Source organism: Roseivirga pacifica, assembly GCF_900111145.1.
In the GTDB taxonomy this organism is placed as follows: Bacteria; Bacteroidota; Bacteroidia; order Cytophagales; family Cyclobacteriaceae; genus Roseivirga; species Roseivirga pacifica.
Window position 1 is genome coordinate 97408 of the sequence record NZ_FOIR01000005.1, and the last position, 19042, is coordinate 116449.

Below are 19042 nucleotides of genomic sequence, written 5' to 3' on the forward strand. Positions count from 1 at the left end.
AATGGATTACCTCTCAACGCTTAACGAACCCCAATACGAAGGTGTAGTAAATACCGATGGCCCATCAATGATTATTGCTGGTGCCGGATCGGGCAAAACCCGTGTACTCACCTTCCGCATTGCCTACCTAATTCAAGAAAAAAAGGTAGACCCTTTTAATATTCTGGCGCTCACCTTTACCAATAAGGCGGCCAAAGAAATGCGCGAGCGTATTGAACAAGTAGTGGGCAGCAATGCACGCAACTTATGGATGGGTACTTTCCACTCTGTGTTTGCACGAATTCTTAGGGCCGAAGCAGAAAAACTAGGCTACCCGAGCAATTTCACGATTTACGATGCTGACGACTCTAAGTCGCTCATCAAAACCATTGTAAAGGAATACGGGCTTGACGACAAAGTTTACAAACCCAATGTAGTGCTCAACAGAATTTCGGGTGCAAAAAACCGCTTGGTTTCGTGGCAAGAATACATCAACAACCCCATTTACGCGGGTGACGATGCTGCCGCACAAAAACCTGAAATGGGCAGGATATACAAAACCTACTGCCTGCGATGCTTCAAGGCCAATGCCATGGACTTTGATGACCTACTTTTTAACACCAACGTACTTTTCCGCGACCACATCGATGTACTTAACAAGTACCAACAGCGCTTTAAGTATGTAATGGTAGATGAGTTTCAGGATACCAACGTATCGCAGTACCTTATTACAAAAAAACTAGCTTCGGTTACACAAAACATTGCCGTTGTAGGTGACGATGCCCAGTCGATTTATGCCTTCCGAGGAGCTAATATTGAAAACATCCTCAATTTCGAAAAGGACTTTCCAGACCTGAAGGTGATCAAGCTGGAACAGAACTACCGTTCGAGCCAAAACATTGTTAAGGCAGCCAATTCTGTGATAGCCCTCAACAAGGGCCAACTGCAAAAAACCGTTTGGACTGCCAACGGAGAAGGCAACAAGATCGAATTGATCAAGGCTATTTCCGACAATGAGGAAGGCCGTTTTGTTGCTTCTGCAATCTTTGAAAAGAAGGCCAGCGACAGTTCAAAAAACAGCGATTTCGCGGTACTTTACAGAACCAATAGCCAATCGAGGGCAATTGAAGAGGCCTTGAGGAAATCAGGTATCAACTATAAAATATTCGGGGGGCTTTCATTCTACCAGCGTAAGGAAATAAAAGACCTAATGGCCTACCTGCGCTATGCCATGAACCCAGAGGATGAGCAGTCTTTCCGCAGAATCATTAACCTGCCAAAACGTGGTATTGGCACTACTTCAGTAGAAAAAATTGTGGTAGCCGCCTTCGAGCACGATATTCCACTTTGGGAAGTACTCACCAACATCAACTCATTCCTACCTGGCCGAGTTGCCAATGCAGTCAATGAGTTTGTTACGCTTATCAAGAACTTTAAAATTTCGGCAGACACCAAAGATGCTTACGAAGCAGCCAGCCATATTGCCAAAAATTCTGGTTTGCTAAAAGAGCTATATGCCGACAAAACAGTAGAAGGGCTAAACCGCTACGAAAACGTTCAAGAATTATTGAACGCCATTAAAGAGTTTGTTGATTCGCCCGATGTAGAAGACAAAGGTTTAGGTGCATTTTTGCAAGATGTGGCCCTGCTTACCGATACGGATAACGACAAGGATGAAAACCAGGATTATGTATCCCTGATGACCATCCACTCCAGCAAAGGACTGGAGTTCAACAATGTGTTTATCGTGGGGTTAGAAGAAGACCTTTTTCCTTCGCAAATGATGCTAAGCAGCCGTGCCGACTTAGAGGAAGAGCGCAGACTATTCTATGTAGCCATTACCCGTGCTAAAAAGAATCTGTACTTCTCTTACGCACTTTCGCGCTACCGCTTTGGCCGACTGATGAACTGCGAGCCGAGCCGATTTATCGAAGAAGTAGACCCGAGCTTTATCTTTGTAAACACACGCTATGGCAGCCGCGAACCTAAATTAGGCCGCAGCGAAAACCCTCCAGGCTTTAGTTCTAACTATGCTAAAAACTTAATTGCTAACCGCAAGCAACAAACCCAGAAGAAACCGTTACAATATCATAAACCTTCTGCCAACTTTAGGCCAAGTGATATCTCCGAATTGCAAGAAGGCCAAAAGGTAGAACACCCAAAATTTGGCTTTGGCAAAGTGAGGAAGATAGATGTGAACGGAGCCAACAAAAAAGCACAAGTTGTTTTTGAAGACTTTGGAGAGAAGACCCTTTTATTGGCCTTCGCCAAACTAAGGATTGTGGAATAAAAGAAATTCACCGTCCTTTTTGAGAAATATTATTAATTTGAGAAAAGCAAAATCAGAATAAATGCAATTAGAATATAATACCGAACGCAGCGATGTGAGGTTGAAAGAGTACGGACGCAACATCCAGAAGCTCGTAAGCCACATTAAAACCATAGAAGACAAAGAAAAGCGCAGTGCTTATGCGCAAACATTGACTGACCTTATGCGTCAGATCAACCCGAACGTAAAGGACAGCCAAGACTATGACCAAAAAGTATGGGACGACCTTTACATCATCTCTAACTTCGACATGGACATTGATGCGCCTTTTCCAATGCCTGAAAAATCGGCCATTGGTAAAAAACCGGCCCGCATGCCATACAAAAACTCTAAGATCAAATACATGCACTACGGTCGTAGCGTGCAAATTATGATCGACCAGGCCATTCAAATGGAAGACCCTGAGACTAAGGAGTCTGCCATTATTCACATTGGCCGCCTAATGAAAACCTTCTACAATACTTGGAACAAAGACAATATTGATGAAGCAATCATCTTGAAGCAAATCGAAGAACTTTCTGGTGGCAAACTCACTATCGACATCGAAAAAGTGAAAGAGCACGGTCTTTTCAACAACAACATTAAGGAAAGACGCCACAGTGGCAACAACAATAGCAACAACAGAAAGCGAAACAACAAATACAGAAGAAAAAACTAAATGGCCTCTTTCGTAATCGAAGGTGGCACCAAACTGTCGGGTGAACTAACCCCACAAGGTGCCAAAAACGAAGCACTTCAAATTCTTTGCGCGGTTTTACTTACGCCAGAAAAGGTAACCATTAACAAAGTACCCGACATTCGCGATGTCAACAAGCTTATTGAGCTACTTTCTGACATGAATGTTGAGGTAAAATACCTTGGCAATGAAAGCTATGAGTTTTGTGCAAAGGATGTAGACATTGACTACCTAGAAACAGAAGAATTCAGAAAGAAAGCATCTTCTTTGCGTGGTTCTATCATGATCCTCGGGCCACTTTTGGCGCGTTTTGGCAAAGGAAAGATCTCTAAACCAGGTGGTGATAAAATTGGCCGTAGAAGACTGGACACCCACTTTATCGGTTTCCAAAAACTGGGTGCACGCTTTCTGTACGAAGCAGAAACTGGTATGTACCACATTGATGCATCGCAGCTAAAAGGTTGCTACATGCTGCTAGATGAGGCCTCGGTAACCGGTACTGCCAACATTCTGATGGCCGCAGTAATGGCCGAAGGAAAAACCACCATTTACAATGCAGCTTGTGAGCCTTATTTACAGCAGCTTTCGCGCATGCTGAACGCCATGGGTGCCAAAATATCTGGTGTTGGCTCTAACCTATTAACTATTGAAGGAGTTGAAAGCCTTAGCGGTACCGAGCACACCATGCTCCCCGACATGATCGAGATTGGTTCTTTCATCGGTTTGGCCGCTATGACTCAGTCTGAGATCACCATTAAAGACTGCCGAATAGATCAACTAGGTTTAATCCCCGAGACTTTCAAGCGTCTTGGCATTCAAATGGAATTTAGAGGAGACGATATTTTCATTCCTTCTCAAGACCGTTACGAGATCGAGACTTTTATTGATGGCTCAATTATGACCATTGCCGATGCCATTTGGCCAGGCCTTACGCCAGACCTTTTGAGTATTGTTTTGGTAGTAGCCACTCAGGCCAAAGGAACAGTGCTAGTGCATCAAAAAATGTTCGAAAGCCGCTTGTTCTTTGTGGATAAGCTAATCGATATGGGTGCGCAAATAATTCTGTGCGATCCACACAGGGCAACCGTAATTGGCCTGAACAGACAACAAAAACTAAAGGGAATTCGCATGACTTCCCCAGATATTCGTGCCGGCCAAGCCTTGCTTATTGCAGCTCTTTCTGCCGAAGGCCGAAGCATCATTGACAACGTGGAGCAAATAGACCGCGGTTATCAAAACATTGATAAACGACTTAATGCCCTCGGGGCCAATATCGAACGAATTGACTAACCTATGCGGTTAAAGAGACTTTTCCAGAATCGCAATACAAAAGCCTACCTTATGGAGCTTGTTATTGTGATTTTGGGAATCTCAATCGCATATCAGGTTAACAATTACAAAGAGCGGATTGTAAACAACCGACTAGAGCAGAATGCCCTGCTCAACCTTCAAAAGGAAATTCAAATCAACATTGATGAGTTTGAAAGCCTTGCAGCTTATAGAAAAGGCATTACCCAAGAAACAACTAAGTTTCAAAAAGCGCTTCAGCAAGATGCGATAAGCAAAGACACAGCTCAAAAGTACCTTTTCAAACTTGTAAGAACTTCTACGCCCGACCTGCAACATCAGGCAACCACTTCTTATTTGGCCAGTAATTACGGCACAACAAACATCTCTCTAAAAAACGAACTACTTGCACTGCAAACCTACCTGCAGGAACTTACTGCTGTATCCGAGGCCTACAACAAACTCAAAGCGGAAGACTTTGTAAAGTATTTAAGAGATGAAGTAGACTTCTCCAACGCAGTAATAGTCTCAATGAACAAAATCAATTCATTGGAATTTAGGAACATCATTTGGAATCAACTGGGGTATGAGGTGGAGCTAAACCGCCTTTATAAACTATCGGAAGAGCAATTGCTAAAAGTTGAACAATCCATTGAACTACTTTTAGCCAATGAGTAAACATAAAGAAGCAGTTCTACACGGTGAGTCCACTTTTCTCTCCAAATTTCAAGATTACATCGGTGAGTTTATTTACGGTGGAATTGATGGCAGCGTAACTACATTTGCGGTAGTAGCCGGAGCTGCCGGAGCCGGCTTGGACAGTTCAGTAGTCATTATCCTGGGCTTTGCCAACCTAATAGCCGATGGTTTTTCCATGTCGGTTGGCAGTTACCTTTCCACCAAGTCGGAGCGCGACAAGTTTGAGAAACATAAACGCATTGAATATTGGGAGGTAGACAACATTCCCGATGCTGAGCGAGAGGAGATCAGGGAAATTTACGCAGCAAAAGGCTTTGAAGGCGATCTATTGGAGCAGGTGGTCGACAAAATAACCGAAGACAAAGACCGCTGGGTAGATGTAATGATGAAGGAAGAATTGGAAATGCAAAAGGAGCAAAAATCACCCTTTCAAATGGGGCTGGTAACTTTCGTTTCTTTCATCATTATGGGCTTTATTCCGCTCATTGTCTATGTAATCGACTATACCGGTAAGCCAATAGAACACTTGTTCCGTTATTCATCGATTCTAACATTCATTACATTTGCCGCTATAGGCTACGCGAAGAGCTATATAACCGCAACTAGCAAAGTTCGCGGTATTTTAGAAACGTTATTTCTAGGAGGATCTGCCGCTGTATTGGCCTATTATGTAGGTGTTGTGCTCGAAGGTATTATCTCCTAAGCAGCCTATTGCGCTAACCTTTGTCTGTTTATTATGGTAAAATTCGGAACATCAAGACGACTAAAAAGAAGCGATATCTGGACTTACGTTATGGAGGTCTTCATTGTAATATTTGGTATTACGGTCGCTTACCAGCTCAATGTTTATTACGATGACAAAAAGGACCTAAGACTGGAAAATGCCGCCATAGAAAAACTCCACAATGAAAATGAGCTAAATCTTACCACTTTCGAGTCGCTGATTGATGAGCGCCTGCAAATTGAAGATGACACCCGCGAATTAGCCAGAATTCTATATGCTGGCCAATTTATGCAAGACGATAGTTTAGCGCTCTACCTATTCGAAATCAACCAAACCTACAAGCCACTATTTCAAATCGAGGCCATTAACTTCTACCTAAACACTAATTACACCAATAAAAACTCTGACCTAAAAAACGAGCTGATTACCCTTAAGAGTAACTACCTACAATTGCGCGATGTGGTGGAATACTATGTGCGCATGAAGGAAAAATACTACAATGACTTTCTGGTGTCTGATGTTGATTTTGGGGAAGAAAAAATTCTTTCGCTCGATAGAATTAAAAGTGTTGAGTTCAAAAACCTAGTGGTCAACCTGCTGGCGAATGAGATTGAACTCAACGCATTATTCGACAAAACTTATGGCATGGCCATTCGATTAGACGATCTTATTGATCGAAAATTACGCTAACGCAGAAACGCTGTTTTGTACTGCTTAGCAAATTGAGAAGGACTAAGACCACTGTACTTTTTAAAAACACGCGAAAAATAGGCGTAATCCTCAAACCCCAGCGCCAATGCCACATCGGTTAAAGAATTGTTCGTGTTAACCAACAGCCTCTTAGCCTCTAGCACTACTCGCTCCATAATCAACACTGTTGTTGGTTTATTGAGCAAGGCCCGCGTAATTCTATTTAAGTGGCGTACGGTCATGTTCATGCGCTGCGCGTACTGCCCTGCCGACTTGTCTGTTTTGTAATAGCGCTCCACCAGCTGATCGAACTGTGCCAAATGCTTTGCATCAGTGCCAACATGCCCAATTTTTCCATCGTTGGCTTTCAAGTAAACGCGGCTCAATTGCAAATAAAGCAGGTCCAGCATTGCCCGAATTACCTGCCCTCTAAAAGGGGCTTCCCCTCGGTACTCTTCCAAAACTCCGCTAAACCGACTTGCAAAACCATCGGTATTGGTTGATAATACTAATTGTGGTGGATTGAAAAGAGAATCGAAAAACGGTAAATCTTCTACTGATCTACCATTAAAGGCCAGGTCAAAAAATGCCTTCGAATGAAAGAAAATCACACCTTCGGCATCGGCACTAGGCTCCCAAAAGTGTGACTGACCAGGACTTAAGAAAAAGACTGCGCCTGGTTCAATCCGATACCTGTTAAAGTCGATTTCGTGAATACCACTCCCCCTAGTAAAAAGCACCGTTAGGTAAAAATCATGTTTATGCGGCACCAATATCTCTTTATGATGTCTCTCCACATGATCGCTAAAAGTATTGCAGTAGAACTCCTGTATACTTTCATCAAACCTCTTTAGCTGTAAAACATCAAGTTTCGGCTCCATTCAATGTCGCATTTATCCAAAAAAAGGAAACTTTCTTATTACAATCCAGCAGTCCTCATATATTAATTTTGAACAAAATTAAAGTTCATGGCCGGATTCATAAAAAATGTACTTCAACAAAAATGTCCGAAATGCAAAAATGGAGATGTTTTTCAATCGAATGGAAACATTCTGACGCTAAAAGGGCCAAAAATGAATGAGCAGTGTGAGCACTGCCAGCATAAGTTTGAAAAAGAGCCGGGCTACTTTATTGGCGCAATGTATATGAGCTATGGACTTTCCATTGCAGAAGTAGTCGCGGCCTTTATTATTTGGAAAATAGTTGGCTTGCCAATCGAAAACTTTATTTACGTAGCCGTAATCATTTTGGCTGCACTGATCTTTTTCAATTTCCGAATGGCAAGAATGATATGGATGTACTTGCTATAGCTTAGCTAGCCACGGCTTTTACTTGGTGTAGGCCGCACTCTTTTTGCGAGGTTTCCCACCACCACCTTCCGGCTCTTGGATGTTCACCTGGCGCTATTGCCCTAGTGCATGGCGCACAACCAATGCTAATAAAGCCTTTATCGTGGAGCGTGTTATATGGCACGCCAAACTCCTTTAGGTAATCTATCATTTCATCGTAACCCCAATGCAACAATGGATTAAACTTGATTACCTGATTACCTTCATCCCACTCAAACATGTTAAAACCTTGGCGGTTGTCCGATTGGCTGGCACGAAGCCCAGTAACCCAAACTTCAGCACCTTTTAGTGCTCGTTTAAGCGGCTCTACTTTGCGTACAAAACAGCATTCTTTTCTATTGTCTACCGAGTCGTAAAAACTGTGCATGCCCTTATTGGTCACCAATTCTTGTACTGTTTCGGCTTTAGGGAAGTAAACCTTTATTGGCTTTTTATAACGCGACCTGGTACGGTCTATCAAATCGTAAGTCTCTTTGAACAAACGGCCTGTATCCAAGGTAAATACTTCAATTGCTATGTCATTTTTAAAAATAGCATCTGTAATTACCTGATCCTCTTGTCCAAAAGCGGAAGAAAACCTCACAGTTCCCGGAAACTCTTCAGCAACCAATGCTAGCGATGCTACTAAACTCTTATCTTCTACTAACCGATTTAATTCGTCTACCTTCTCCTGCATTACTTCCTCAATTTAATTCCGGCCCAAATGCGCTCGTGAAAATAATAAAGTATCATTTTAGTAAAAACCTCGATAGATCCAATTGAAAATGCGGTGGCCAACTCACCGGTAATTAGGTAAGAAATAATCATTGTGTCGAGTGTACCCACAATCCTCCAGCTTACCGTTTTGGCTAAGCTTTTAAAGCTACTATCTCCCGACTTGGTCGAATCCTGAATCTTTTTATTTACCAAAGCATCTACTAGCATAAGCGTTCTTTTTGGTTTTCTAGGGGACAAAAATATATATTCCCTACCTTTTTTGTAGACTAATAACGCAAAAAATTTTTATCGGTTCCTTAAAACGTCTTTTAATGTCTTTTTTTCCAAAACTTTCAGGGTGTTATCGCGCACCTCTGCCATCACCTCATTTAAACCACAACGTTCCTCGGTGCAGTTCTCACATCTTTCGTAATAATTAAGGCTTACACATGGCAAAAGCGCAATTGGACCATCTAGCATTCTAATGATCTTTGCTAGCTGCACATCTTCTGGCGGCTTAATTAAATAGTAGCCTCCACCTTTTCCTTTCTTGCTACCCAAAACACCCGCCTTTTTCATTTCAAGCAGAATGTTTTCCAAAAACTTAAGTGAAATTTTGCGCTCCTGAGAAATTTCAGAAATAAGGATTGGCCCCTTGGCTTGGTTTTCGGCCAAATAGGTCAACGCATGAAAAGCATATTGGGTCTTTTTTGAAAGCATAAATTCTAATGCCTAATATATCTAAATTTTTCAGAAAACCTTCGGCACGTTAAACGCACCATTAAATCGGCCTTTAATAAAAAAAGGAGCCGAAGCTCCTTCTATATCTTCTTTGCTTTTACTTAGTAGCTGTTTAGCATTACTGGCATTACAAGCATCAAAATATCTTCGCTATCATCAGACTCTGCCGGTACAATTAAACCAGCGCGGTTAGGTGCAGACATTTGCAAGGTAATTTGCTTAGAGTGGATATTTCCGAGCATTTCTACCAAGAACTTGGCGTTAAATCCGATTTCGATATCCTCACCCTCGTGCTCACAGGCCAAAGTTTCTTTCGCTTCGTTTGAGAAATCGAGGTCCTCTGCAGAAATAGTCAACTCGCTACCAGTGATTTTAAGGCGAATTTGGTGCGTGGTTTTGTTAGCATAAATTGAAATACGCTTTAAAGAACCAAGCAACTCACTTCTATCGATAGACATTTCGATTGGGTTTTCCTGAGGAATTACGTTTTCGTAATCAGGGAAACGCTCATCGATCAATCGACAGATCATTCTAATATTATTAAAGTTGAAGTACGCGTTCGAAGCGTTGAATTCAACAATTACATTCGAGTTTTCTGAAGGCAAAGTAGACTTCAACAAGTTCAATGCCTTTCTAGGGATGATGATTGACATACCCGAATCAGACGCCACATCTACCCTTCTGTACCTTACTAAACGGTGTCCGTCAGTAGCTACAAAAGTTGTGTTGGTATCGTCAAGCTTTACATAAACACCCGTCATAGCAGGGCGCAACTCATCATTGCTGGTTGCAAAAATGGTGTTGCTAATGGCACTGCTCAATACTTCGGTAGACATGTCTACAGAGTAGCCATCAGAAACCTCAGGTACTTTCGGGAAATCCGTAGCATTCTCGCCCGCCAATTTATAGCGACCGTTGTCAGAGTTAATTTCTACACTGTAAGTTTCCTGATCGATGCTGAAAGTAACTGGCTGCTCTGGCAAGTTCTTCAAAGTGTCCATCAGAATTCTTGCAGGCACTGCTATGCTTCCATCCTCTTTGGCCTCAACATCAATTTCTGTAATCATTGAGGTTTGTAGGTCGGATGCGGTAACGGTCAAAAGGCCTTCTTTAATCTCGAACAAGAAATTCTCGAGAATCGGAACCACTGGGTTTGTGGTAATTACACCGTTAATGTTGGAAAGTCTTTTGAGAAGCTCGGCTGAAGAAACAATAAACTTCATATATGATGGTTTTATACTCTGAATTTTTAAGCGCTTAAAGTTAGAAATAAAATCAATATACCGAATTAAATCAAGCCAATTTGAGGTCAATTACCTGCTATTCTCTTTTGTTCTCCGCACGACACTTTAATTAACCCCAATGGAACCATTTGAGAACCATTCATATTATTACCCTACTAATTCGGTAGGTTTTATATTCTTTTTGCTAAGTTTGCATTATGGGAATAGTAACTACCCACTAAAAACTACTTAACAACAAGCAAAATGAGTGTTCAAATCAGTTCTAAAGTAAGCCCTGAAGCCAAGAAAGATATACTTGAGCTTAAGGCAAGAATAGCGCGGTTCAAAAATGGTGAGATTGAGGAAGATAAATTCAAACTATACCGCCTAACACGTGGCGTGTACGGCCAGCGGCAAGCAGGCGTGCAGATGATTCGCATTAAACTGCCCTACGGCAAAGTAACACCGCAGCAGTTGGTAAAGATTGCCGATGTATCGGACAAATTCGCTACTGGCAATTTGCACCTTACCACCCGACAGGACATTCAATTGCACTTTGTGAAAATGGAAGAGTCGCCTGCACTATGGGCAGAGCTGGAAGAGGAAGATGTAACCCTTCGCGAAGCCTGTGGCAATACAGTTCGCAATGTAACGGCCTCTCCCGATGCTGGCGTAAACCCGAAAGAGCCTTTCGACATAACCCCTTACGTGCATAGTTTGGCTTACTACTTTCTGCGCAATCCAATCTGCCAAGACATGGGCCGAAAGTTTAAGATTGCCTTCACATCAGACGACAGCGATTCTGCTTTTACCTACTTTCACGACATTGGCTTTATCCCAAAGCTTAAGTACGAGGACAATAAAGTAATTAAAGGATTCAAAGTAGTGGTTGGCGGTGGTCTAGGCGCACAAGCCATGACAGCCCAAACTGCTTATGAATTTTTGGAAGATCACCAGATCATTCCATTCACCGAGTCACTAATTCGCGTATTCGATCGCTATGGCGAACGTGCCAACCGCAACAAGGCAAGAATGAAATTCTTGCTGAAAAAGATTGGCCTAGAAAAACTACTTGAACTAGCCGAAGCGGAACGAAAAGCCGTAAAACACCAACGTATAGAAATAAACAGCGAACAATCCAACTTACTTATTCCAGAAGAAAGAACTATTCCTGAAACCCACATTGAAGATTGGGAAGCTTTTGAAGCATGGAAAAACACCAACGTTTTTCAGCAAAAGCAATCGGGCTACAATGGCATTTGGGTACGCGTACCGCTAGGAGATATAAAGAGTGATATTGCCAGAAAACTAGCTGCTTTGGTGCAAGGTTATGCCGCTAATGACATCCGCGTTACAGTAAACCAAGGCTTACTTATTAAATATGTAAGGCCAGAATATTTGCCGTACTTCTATCAGCAACTGAACGCGCTTGGCTTGGCAAAACCAGGCTTTAATTCAACCCACGACATTACGTCTTGCCCCGGCAGCGACACTTGTAATTTGGCGGTAACCAACAGTACTGGTTTAACAACTGCCTTAGAAGACATGCTTCAGGCAGAATTCAAAGACCTGATTAACGAGGCAAACATCAAAATTAAGATCAGCGGCTGCATGAATGCCTGTGGCCAGCATATGGCCGCAAACATTGGCTTTCATGGCAGTTCTATTAAAAACAAAGCCTTGGTAATTCCTGCCATGCAAGTGGTAATTGGCGGTGGTGTTTCGCCCGATGGCAACGGCTTTATCGCAGAGAAAGTAATTAAAATTCCTTCAAAGCGAATTCCTGAGGCTTTGGCCACTTTGCTGCGCGAATATGAAAATGAAGCAAATGAAGGCGAATACTTTAACGACTTCTATTACCGCTTGGGTAAAATGCACTTTTACCATTTGCTTAAACCATTGGCAGAAATAGAAACGCTAGACCAAGCCGACTACATGGATTGGGGTAAAACCGAAAACTTTGTTCCGGAAATTGGCGTGGGCGAATGTGCCAGCGTAATGCTCGATGTTATCGGGACGATTATCGAGGAATCTCAAGAGCGCCTAGATTGGTCGGTAGAAGGCCTGGAACAGAAGGCTTTTGCCGATGCCATTTACAATAGCTACAGCAGCTTTGTAATTGCAGCTAAGGCTTTGCTTTTGAGCGAAGACGTAAAGTGCAACACGCAAATTGGTATTCTTGAAAGCTTTGAAGAGCATTTCAGTACGCAAGAAGTATTTCAATTTGATGGCGGCTTTAAAGCACATGTACTGGAAATGAACCAGCACGAGCCATCGGAAGCTTTTGCTAACAGCTACTTTGCGCAAGCAGCCGATTTCCTTCAAAAGGTAAGAGACTTCCGCCAGGCACAACTAGTAGCTCAGGGCGGACAAGACAAAGAAGTGATATCTGATTTTTACAAGGCCTAATGAGAACGGAACTAAACCCCAAATTGACATTAGTTGGTGCAGGTCCGGGCGACCCAGACCTTATCAGTGTAAAAGGCATTAAGGCACTAGCCGATGCCGATGTAATTCTTTATGACGACTTGGTGAGCAAGGAGCTACTGGCTTATGCAAAACAAGGAACTGAGAAAATTTATGTGGGCAAACGTGTGGGCAAACACAGCCATACGCAACAAGCCATTAATGAATTGATCGTTCACTTCGCCCATGAAAAAGGGCATGTAGTGCGTTTAAAAGGAGGTGACCCATTTGTGTTTGGCCGTGGCTACGAAGAAGTAGAGTATGCCGCTAAGTATGGTATAAAAAGCGATATAGTACCGGGAATAAGTAGCGCTTATGCGGTGCCTGCCATGCAGAACATTCCGCTTACTTCACGAGGAGTGAGCCAAAGTTTTTGGGTAGTAACGGCTACCACAAAAGAAGGCACCTTAACACCCGATATTAAACTAGCGGCTCAGTCTACCGCCACCATAGTGATCTTAATGGGAACGAAAAAACTCGATCAGATTTGTGAGGTCTTTTCTACCCTAAACAAATCACATACTCCGGTTGCTATTATTCAAAACGGCACCATGCCAAACGAAAAAATGGTTACCGGAACAATGGGTTCCATTAGCCAAATTGCTGCCGAAGAGCAGATTGGTTCACCGGCCATTATTGTAATTGGCGAAGTAGTACGGCTTGGCAAACAAGCGTGGATTCCACAACTACAGCAAAACCTGCAGTTTCAGACTTATGGCGAATGAATTATACCCAATATTCTTAAAGGTTCATCAGTTTGAAACCTTGATTGTTGGCGGTGGCGAAGTTGGACTTGAGAAGCTTTCTTTTTTACTAAAAAGCAGCCCTAATGCCAAGGTAACGCTGGTTGGCAAAACCATTAAACCAGAAATAAAGGAGCTTGCACAATTACATCCGCAGGTTACTCTTTTTGAACGCGCCTATTTTTCCGAAGATTTAACAGGCATTCAAATGGCGATTATTGCTACGGAAGATCATGAAACAAACAAGCAAATTCATGCCGAAGCCAAAGCAAGGGAGATTTTAACCAATGTAGCCGATACGCCAGACCTGTGTGATTTTTACTTGGGCAGTATTGTAACCAAAGGCGATTTAAAGGTGGCCATTTCGACCAACGGAAAATCACCCACAATTGCCAAGAGATTAAAAGAAACACTGAATGAAGTTTTACCAGACGAAATTCACGAACTTTTACAGCACATGCGCGAGATTCGCGACCAATTAAAAGGTAACTTTGGTTACAAGGTGAAAAAGTTAAACGAACTAACTTCGACCCTCGTTAGCAAAGAACCAGAAGCATAGCATATGAAAGAAATTACCGTAAAAGAATTAAAAAAGCTCAAAGACGAAGGAGCTGATTTTCAACTGATTGATGTACGCGAACCAAACGAAGCCGAAATTGCGGCAATTGATGGGGAGCTTATTCCAATGAATTCTGTACCGCAGAATGTAGAGAAATTCTCAAAAGATAAACAAGTGGTAGTGCACTGCCGCAGTGGCAAACGCAGTGGCGATGTCATCAGCTGGTTAGAAGCCAATCACGGATATGAAAACCTGTACAATCTTAAAGGCGGCATACTAGCATGGGCCGATGAGATTGATCCGAATATGATGAAGTATTAATAAAACTTAGATTAGTGCATAGTGTAAAAGCTATGCACTTTCTTCCACTTAAGTCACTTTATACAGGTACACATCCTTTGTATCACCCGCCATCAACGGAACAGCCACCTGTTTTGCCTCCTTCCAAGCAGGCATATCAAAATCGTGTGTAACAACTCTCGTTCCCGGCTTTACAGACTTCTCCATCGGCAACGAAAGCCTTCCTAACTCCCAACGCGAAAGGTAAATCAAATACACTGTTCCTCTTGAATAGTCGAACTGATAATAGTCCTCTTCAAGCAACTCAATCTGCTCTTGCAAATTATGCTTTGCAACATTGGCCTTTGCCAAAGCCATTACTTCAGCATCTAACTCTAAACCTATGGCTTTACACCCGTAGCGCTGGCAGGCCTCTATCAACATAAAAGCATCTCCACAGCCTAAGTCTACTACAGTGTCTGCCGCTGTTATTTCTGCCAACTCCAGCTTTGTATCCACCAACTCTTGTGGCGTTCTTACGAAAGGTTCTCTATACATTTGTGTGTTTACTTATTACCTGATTAATCAGGCTCGATACTTACGTTTTCTCCATAAAACCCTGATCAACCCGAAAATACTAAGTAAAACTAAAGGACCAACAAGGTTAAGTATCTGCCAATATACCCGTTCCTCTCTCACTTTTACTCTGTTCAGCGGCCTTAGTGTAATATCTTTGGCGCGAGAAGTAATCACCCCGTTTTCATCTACTAAATAAGCTAAAGCGTTAAATAAGAAATCCTTATTAGCGTACTTCAACTTCTCCCCTTGATCGGCAAAAGGGTTATAGCCCAATTCAAATGGCGCACCGGTGCGCAAGTTCTTTTCGTTGCGAATAATATCACCATCAGAAACCACCACAATCTTAGTTTCTTCACTTTGTTCCTTCAATGCCGTTTGCGCATTGCTCGGTAAAACCCTGTTCTTGAAAAGCGAAGTAAACTCCCCTTCCAATAAATAAGCAACTGGCTCTTTGCCATGGTCGAAAAGAGCAGCATCTGGCTCATTGGCAAAATCTTCAAAAGCAACCTTTGCCGGACTATTCACAATTCGAGTATATGGTGAAGTAAACATTAAAGGCGTTTTGACCACACCATCGGCCTTTACCGTGTCCATGGTACTGAAGAACCGTGCATAGACCGCATCCAAGTTTTTAGTGATTGGGTGCTCGGTAAAATCATTCACCGATGCATAGAATGGCCACGGCAGATTAATGATGTTCTCGGCATTATCGAGTACCACAGGGTAGCGGCCAAAGTTCTGTATATCCTGAATATACTCGGCATTAATACGCACTCCGTAGCGAAAAAGCATATCGTCAAGCCCGTGATCTATTGGTAGCGCAAAAGTACCTTCGCCACCGGCCAAACCCATATTAACCTGAAGCTTATCGACTAAAAACAGCACCTTGCCTCCGCTCATTATGTACTGATCGAGGGCGTATTTTTCCTCCACGGAATATTCAGCTTTTGGCTGCGCAACCACCAACGCATCTACACTTGCGATTGTCTGTGGCTGTGTCAAATCTGTTTTCACCAAGTCGAAATACTGCCTCATTTCACCCAAAAAACCAGCGATATCGAGTGAATCGAGCTCCTTGTGGCCTTGCACCAAACCAATGGTTTTGCGATTAAGGCCTGCAATACGCTGTAAGCCTACTGCCAACTCAAACTCAATCCCCTCAATCGATTGGTTCAGTCTTTCTTGAGAGCTCGCCCCTGTAGTTCCCTTGAGCATAAGCACACCTGCAGCACGCTGACCGTAACGCAGAATGACATACGGGAAAACTGTTTTCTGAATTTGACGCCCATTTTCAGTATCGAAAACCTGAGTAGGCTCAAAGCCCTGCTGAATTAAATAGGTAATATTCTCTTGCCTTTCCTGCACTGTTTCAGCACCACTTGGGTCGGTATGAAAGTAGGCAATATCACCAGGCGTATAAATATCAAACTCCTCAATGGTTTGCTCAATGGCCTTTTTCAGGCGCTCAAAGCCAGCAGGCAAATCGCCCGAGATCAGAATTTCAACCGTTAGTGGTTCGTCAATTTGGCTTAGCAATTCCTTAGTGGCTGGCTTTAGCGAATATCGCTTATCGGCTGTTAAATCGAAACGGGCAAAGAAATTCGCAGCCACAAAATTGATGAGCAAAATGATAAAAAGACCAATTGAAAAATGCTCAATAAGCCTAGCCCTGACCGGCTTGTAACTCAGCTTTCGCGACACCAACTTCCAGTAACTCACAAAAAGCACGAATATAATGGTGCTTAAAAAGTAGGCTAAATCTCGTGTATCAATTAGTCCTCTGCTTAGTGCCTCATAGTGAAAACTCAAACTCAAGTCTTCGATATAAACCGCAGCATTCCCACTAAACAATGCCGAAATAGAGCTCAGCCCTGTGTACAGAAAAAAGGAAAGAAAAACGGCAAAAATAAAAGCTACAATCTGGTTTTCGGTGAGTGTAGAAGCTGCCAAACCAATGGCCGCAAACACAGCACCCAACAGCAACAAACCAATGTAAGAGCCGGTAATTCCCGGGACATCTAGGTTACCCACAGGATTGCCCAGCTGATAAACCGAATAGGCATAAACCAAGGTTGGCAATATGGCAAAGAGCACCAAAGTAACCGCAGCGAAATATTTACCCAGCAGAATTTGGGCTTCTGTTATAGGTTTGGTCAACAGCAGTTCAATCGTACCTGACTTCTTTTCTTCCGCCACCATGCGCATGGTAATGGCCGGAATGAGAAACATAAACACAAAAGGCCCTAGCGAAAAGAGCGTTTCCAAATCGGCAAAGCCATAATTGAGCACACTGGTTTCGGGAAAAACCCACATAAGCAAACCAATGCCCGTAAGAAACACCCCAATGACAATGTAGGCGATGAGCGAATTCAGAAATTGCTGTATCTCTCTTTTATAAATCGACCACATGCTATTTGGCTTGTGTTAGTTGGTGAAAAATTTCTTCTAGGTCTTGCTGCTCTTGCGATAGACTCAGGATAGTCCAGTTATTTTGCTTAGCCAAATCGAACAGCTTAGGGCGTAAATCCTCCTTTGCAGTAGTGCTAATATGGTAAACCTGACCACTCTTTGTAACTGCACCAAAGGTTTTCAATTCAGCCTCGTCAACAGCTTCTTGAAACTCCACTTTTAGGGTGGTTTTATTGGCTGTCATGTTCGCAAGCAAATCGTTCGCTACCAATTTGCCTTGGTTAATAATGACCACACGATCGCAAATGGCTTTCACCTCTTGCATAATGTGCGTAGAAAGAATTACCGTTTTGTCCTTGCTAATCGTCTTTATCAACTGCCGAATATCCACCAACTGATTCGGATCGAGGCCAGTGGTTGGCTCATCCAAAATGAGCACTTCCGGATCGTGCAGCAGCGCTTGCGCCAAACCCACCCGCTGGCGATAACCTTTAGAGAGGGCACCAATCTTTTTATGTTGCTCTCGCGTAAGTCCGCAAAGCGCAACCATTTCTGCGATACGCTCCTTGGCCGCATTGCCCTTTATGCCATGCAAACCAGCCATAAAATGCAGGTATTCGTGCACGTACATTTCCAAGTAAAGCGGATTGTGCTCAGGTAAGTAACCTACTTTCTTTCGGGCTTTCACCGAATCCTTCATCACATCAATGCCACATAATTCTACCGTACCTTCCGATGGCGGCAAATAACCTGTAGCAATTTTCATGGTAGTGGACTTCCCTGCTCCATTAGGCCCTAAAAAGCCTAACACCTCCCCTTTTTTGGCTTCGAAAGAAATCGCATCGACTGCCATTTGTGTACCGTAGATTTTACTGAGTTGGTGAATCCTAACTGACATTGAACAATAGAACGTGTTCGGGTTTTACTTAATTGCCAAATATAGGTTTTAGATATTAGATGTTGGTATTTAGCCAAGAGATATTAGAAGAAGGAAGGCGGGAGTCGGAAGACGGAAGTCAGGAGTCAGAAGACAGAAGTCAGAGCAGGGAACACTTATCAGAAAACGGAAAACAGTTAAGAAGAGGATACTGAACTTCCCCTTCAGGAGTCAGGAGCAAACCAACTTTAAGCCTTTTTGCCTATATTCATGACCTGTACTGACACACAATACGCTACCCTTAAAAGTCACAGTGTTCAGTAATTATTAACACAACCCATAAATAACACGAACAATACTAAAGAAACATGTCGAACGACTTTAACATCGAAATTGTAGGCCTTAAACAAGAGACTCACTTTATATATACCATTACTATTTCAACTTATACCAATATTGGTTTCCGACTTGACACAAGCGAAGGTGGTTATAAATCATTGGGAAACATTACCTATGAAGGCAAAGAATATATAGGTATGGAATTAATAATTGTAAACGATAGTAGCGTTGAAGAACCAAACACCAATAGTACTGGCTTTTTTGTAGAAAGAACTGAGGAAAGCACCATTGGCATCTATGTAAAATGTGGCTCCCAAATAGAAACAATTAAGTTTACCGTGCCTTGGGAGTAGATTTTTTGCTTATTCCGACACTCGGCTACTATGCAGAACGATAGT

The 19042-nt window shown here is 42.7% G+C and carries 20 protein-coding genes; 12 read left to right on the forward strand and 8 right to left on the reverse strand.

The genetic code is table 11. From position 1 onward, the window contains the following. Position 1 precedes the first annotated feature (1 nt). The 6 genes from BMW98_RS19130 (at position 2) to BMW98_RS19155 (ending at position 6384) form a co-directional block, all read left to right on the forward strand. The gene (locus tag BMW98_RS19130; protein ID WP_090260921.1) at positions 2-2269 is read left to right on the forward strand and encodes an ATP-dependent helicase; all 2268 of its coding nucleotides are present in this window, start codon (positions 2-4) and stop codon (positions 2267-2269) included. Between the two features lie 61 nt (positions 2270-2330). Further along, positions 2331-2966, forward strand: a complete 636-nt coding sequence (locus BMW98_RS19135; protein ID WP_090260923.1) for a DUF4290 domain-containing protein — start codon at positions 2331-2333, stop codon at positions 2964-2966. Then, the gene (gene murA / locus BMW98_RS19140) at positions 2967-4274 is read left to right on the forward strand and encodes a UDP-N-acetylglucosamine 1-carboxyvinyltransferase (protein ID WP_090260924.1); all 1308 of its coding nucleotides are present in this window, start codon (positions 2967-2969) and stop codon (positions 4272-4274) included. Positions 4275-4277: 3 nt separating this feature from the next. Further along, entirely contained in the window at positions 4278-4949 is a 672-nt protein-coding gene (locus tag BMW98_RS19145) for a hypothetical protein (RefSeq protein ID WP_139177703.1), read from the forward strand. Continuing rightward, entirely contained in the window at positions 4942-5673 is a 732-nt protein-coding gene (locus BMW98_RS19150) for a VIT1/CCC1 transporter family protein (RefSeq protein WP_090260928.1), read from the forward strand. The genes BMW98_RS19145 and BMW98_RS19150 overlap by 8 nt, the downstream gene beginning before the upstream one ends. A gap of 33 nt (positions 5674-5706) precedes the next feature. Continuing rightward, a complete protein-coding gene (locus BMW98_RS19155; protein ID WP_090260930.1) occupies positions 5707-6384 on the forward strand; it encodes a hypothetical protein in 678 nt (225 codons plus the stop codon). Here BMW98_RS19155 and BMW98_RS19160 read toward each other — a convergent pair. Then, the gene (locus BMW98_RS19160) at positions 6381-7265 is read right to left on the reverse strand and encodes a helix-turn-helix domain-containing protein (protein ID WP_090260931.1); all 885 of its coding nucleotides are present in this window, start codon (positions 7263-7265) and stop codon (positions 6381-6383) included. The two genes, BMW98_RS19155 and BMW98_RS19160, sit on opposite strands and share 4 nt — an antisense overlap. Positions 7266-7352: 87 nt before the next feature. Here BMW98_RS19160 and BMW98_RS19165 point away from each other — a divergent pair, with 87 nt between their 5' ends. Continuing rightward, entirely contained in the window at positions 7353-7694 is a 342-nt protein-coding gene (locus BMW98_RS19165; protein WP_090260934.1) for a DUF983 domain-containing protein, read from the forward strand. A gap of 1 nt (position 7695) precedes the next feature. Here BMW98_RS19165 and BMW98_RS19170 read toward each other — a convergent pair whose 3' ends face one another. The 4 genes from BMW98_RS19170 to dnaN all read right to left on the reverse strand — a co-directional run bounded on the left by BMW98_RS19170 (position 7696) and on the right by dnaN (position 10393). Continuing rightward, a complete protein-coding gene (locus tag BMW98_RS19170) occupies positions 7696-8409 on the reverse strand; it encodes a phosphoadenylyl-sulfate reductase (protein WP_090260936.1) in 714 nt (237 codons plus the stop codon). Beyond that, positions 8409-8657 carry a DUF2061 domain-containing protein gene (locus BMW98_RS19175; protein WP_090260938.1) on the reverse strand — a complete coding sequence of 83 codons (249 nt, stop codon included), beginning with the start codon at positions 8655-8657 and terminating at the stop codon, positions 8409-8411. Before BMW98_RS19175 ends, BMW98_RS19170 begins: the two co-directional genes overlap by 1 nt. Before the next feature lie 78 nt (positions 8658-8735). Further along, entirely contained in the window at positions 8736-9149 is a 414-nt protein-coding gene (locus BMW98_RS19180; protein ID WP_090260940.1) for an RrF2 family transcriptional regulator, read from the reverse strand. Between the two features lie 122 nt (positions 9150-9271). Further along, positions 9272-10393 (reverse strand): DNA polymerase III subunit beta, encoded by a 1122-nt coding sequence (gene dnaN, locus BMW98_RS19185; protein WP_090260942.1) that lies wholly within the window; start codon positions 10391-10393, stop codon positions 9272-9274. Between the two features lie 264 nt (positions 10394-10657). On the opposite strand from dnaN, the gene BMW98_RS19190 reads away from it, so the two are divergent. The 4 genes from BMW98_RS19190 to BMW98_RS19205 are packed head-to-tail and all read left to right on the forward strand — an operon-like array spanning position 10658 to position 14482. Further along, a complete protein-coding gene (locus tag BMW98_RS19190; protein ID WP_090260944.1) occupies positions 10658-12802 on the forward strand; it encodes a nitrite/sulfite reductase in 2145 nt (714 codons plus the stop codon). Next, positions 12802-13584, forward strand: coding sequence for a uroporphyrinogen-III C-methyltransferase (gene cobA / locus BMW98_RS19195; RefSeq protein ID WP_090260946.1), 783 nt, complete (start codon positions 12802-12804; stop codon positions 13582-13584). The genes BMW98_RS19190 and cobA overlap by 1 nt, the downstream gene beginning before the upstream one ends. Beyond that, positions 13574-14161 carry a precorrin-2 dehydrogenase/sirohydrochlorin ferrochelatase family protein gene (locus tag BMW98_RS19200; RefSeq protein ID WP_090260947.1) on the forward strand — a complete coding sequence of 196 codons (588 nt, stop codon included), beginning with the start codon at positions 13574-13576 and terminating at the stop codon, positions 14159-14161. The genes cobA and BMW98_RS19200 overlap by 11 nt, the downstream gene beginning before the upstream one ends. 3 nt (positions 14162-14164) lie before the next feature. After that, on the forward strand, positions 14165-14482 hold the full coding sequence (locus tag BMW98_RS19205; RefSeq protein ID WP_090260949.1) for a rhodanese-like domain-containing protein: 318 nt from the start codon (positions 14165-14167) through the stop codon (positions 14480-14482). A 48-nt stretch (positions 14483-14530) separates the two neighbouring features. Here the strand turns inward: BMW98_RS19205 and BMW98_RS19210 are convergent, their stop codons facing one another. The 3 genes from BMW98_RS19210 to gldA are packed head-to-tail and all read right to left on the reverse strand — an operon-like array spanning position 14531 to position 18326. Further along, entirely contained in the window at positions 14531-14998 is a 468-nt protein-coding gene (locus BMW98_RS19210) for an SAM-dependent methyltransferase (RefSeq protein WP_090260951.1), read from the reverse strand. Between the two features lie 27 nt (positions 14999-15025). Beyond that, positions 15026-17428, reverse strand: a complete 2403-nt coding sequence (gldG, locus tag BMW98_RS19215) for a gliding motility-associated ABC transporter substrate-binding protein GldG (protein WP_090260952.1) — start codon at positions 17426-17428, stop codon at positions 15026-15028. A 1-nt stretch (position 17429) separates the two neighbouring features. After that, positions 17430-18326 carry a gliding motility-associated ABC transporter ATP-binding subunit GldA gene (gene gldA / locus BMW98_RS19220; protein WP_090260953.1) on the reverse strand — a complete coding sequence of 299 codons (897 nt, stop codon included), beginning with the start codon at positions 18324-18326 and terminating at the stop codon, positions 17430-17432. A gap of 347 nt (positions 18327-18673) precedes the next feature. On the opposite strand from gldA, the gene BMW98_RS19225 reads away from it, so the two are divergent. Then, positions 18674-18997, forward strand: a complete 324-nt coding sequence (locus BMW98_RS19225) for a hypothetical protein (protein ID WP_090260955.1) — start codon at positions 18674-18676, stop codon at positions 18995-18997. The last annotated feature ends 45 nt before the right edge of the window (positions 18998-19042 follow it).

Bases quoted from the DNA above. Each gene is read 5' to 3' on its own strand.
- BMW98_RS19170 (WP_090260936.1), bottom strand. From the start codon at position 8,409: ATGCAGGAGAAGGTAGACGAATTAAATCGGTTAGTAGAAGATAAGAGT.
- gldA (WP_090260953.1), bottom strand. From the start codon at position 18,326: ATGTCAGTTAGGATTCACCAACTCAGTAAAATCTACGGTACACAAATG.
- cobA (WP_090260946.1), top strand. From the start codon at position 12,802: ATGAGAACGGAACTAAACCCCAAATTGACATTAGTTGGTGCAGGTCCG.
- gldG (WP_090260952.1), bottom strand. From the start codon at position 17,428: ATGTGGTCGATTTATAAAAGAGAGATACAGCAATTTCTGAATTCGCTC.
- BMW98_RS19160 (WP_090260931.1), bottom strand. From the start codon at position 7,265: ATGGAGCCGAAACTTGATGTTTTACAGCTAAAGAGGTTTGATGAAAGT.
- BMW98_RS19165 (WP_090260934.1), top strand. From the start codon at position 7,353: ATGGCCGGATTCATAAAAAATGTACTTCAACAAAAATGTCCGAAATGC.
- BMW98_RS19175 (WP_090260938.1), bottom strand. From the start codon at position 8,657: ATGCTAGTAGATGCTTTGGTAAATAAAAAGATTCAGGATTCGACCAAG.
- BMW98_RS19210 (WP_090260951.1), bottom strand. From the start codon at position 14,998: ATGTATAGAGAACCTTTCGTAAGAACGCCACAAGAGTTGGTGGATACA.
- BMW98_RS19155 (WP_090260930.1), top strand. From the start codon at position 5,707: ATGGTAAAATTCGGAACATCAAGACGACTAAAAAGAAGCGATATCTGG.
- BMW98_RS19225 (WP_090260955.1), top strand. From the start codon at position 18,674: ATGTCGAACGACTTTAACATCGAAATTGTAGGCCTTAAACAAGAGACT.
- BMW98_RS19205 (WP_090260949.1), top strand. From the start codon at position 14,165: ATGAAAGAAATTACCGTAAAAGAATTAAAAAAGCTCAAAGACGAAGGA.
- BMW98_RS19130 (WP_090260921.1), top strand. From the start codon at position 2: ATGGATTACCTCTCAACGCTTAACGAACCCCAATACGAAGGTGTAGTA.
- BMW98_RS19150 (WP_090260928.1), top strand. From the start codon at position 4,942: ATGAGTAAACATAAAGAAGCAGTTCTACACGGTGAGTCCACTTTTCTC.
- BMW98_RS19200 (WP_090260947.1), top strand. From the start codon at position 13,574: ATGGCGAATGAATTATACCCAATATTCTTAAAGGTTCATCAGTTTGAA.
- BMW98_RS19180 (WP_090260940.1), bottom strand. From the start codon at position 9,149: ATGCTTTCAAAAAAGACCCAATATGCTTTTCATGCGTTGACCTATTTG.
- BMW98_RS19135 (WP_090260923.1), top strand. From the start codon at position 2,331: ATGCAATTAGAATATAATACCGAACGCAGCGATGTGAGGTTGAAAGAG.
- dnaN (WP_090260942.1), bottom strand. From the start codon at position 10,393: ATGAAGTTTATTGTTTCTTCAGCCGAGCTTCTCAAAAGACTTTCCAAC.
- murA (WP_090260924.1), top strand. From the start codon at position 2,967: ATGGCCTCTTTCGTAATCGAAGGTGGCACCAAACTGTCGGGTGAACTA.
- BMW98_RS19145 (WP_139177703.1), top strand. From the start codon at position 4,278: ATGCGGTTAAAGAGACTTTTCCAGAATCGCAATACAAAAGCCTACCTT.
- BMW98_RS19190 (WP_090260944.1), top strand. From the start codon at position 10,658: ATGAGTGTTCAAATCAGTTCTAAAGTAAGCCCTGAAGCCAAGAAAGAT.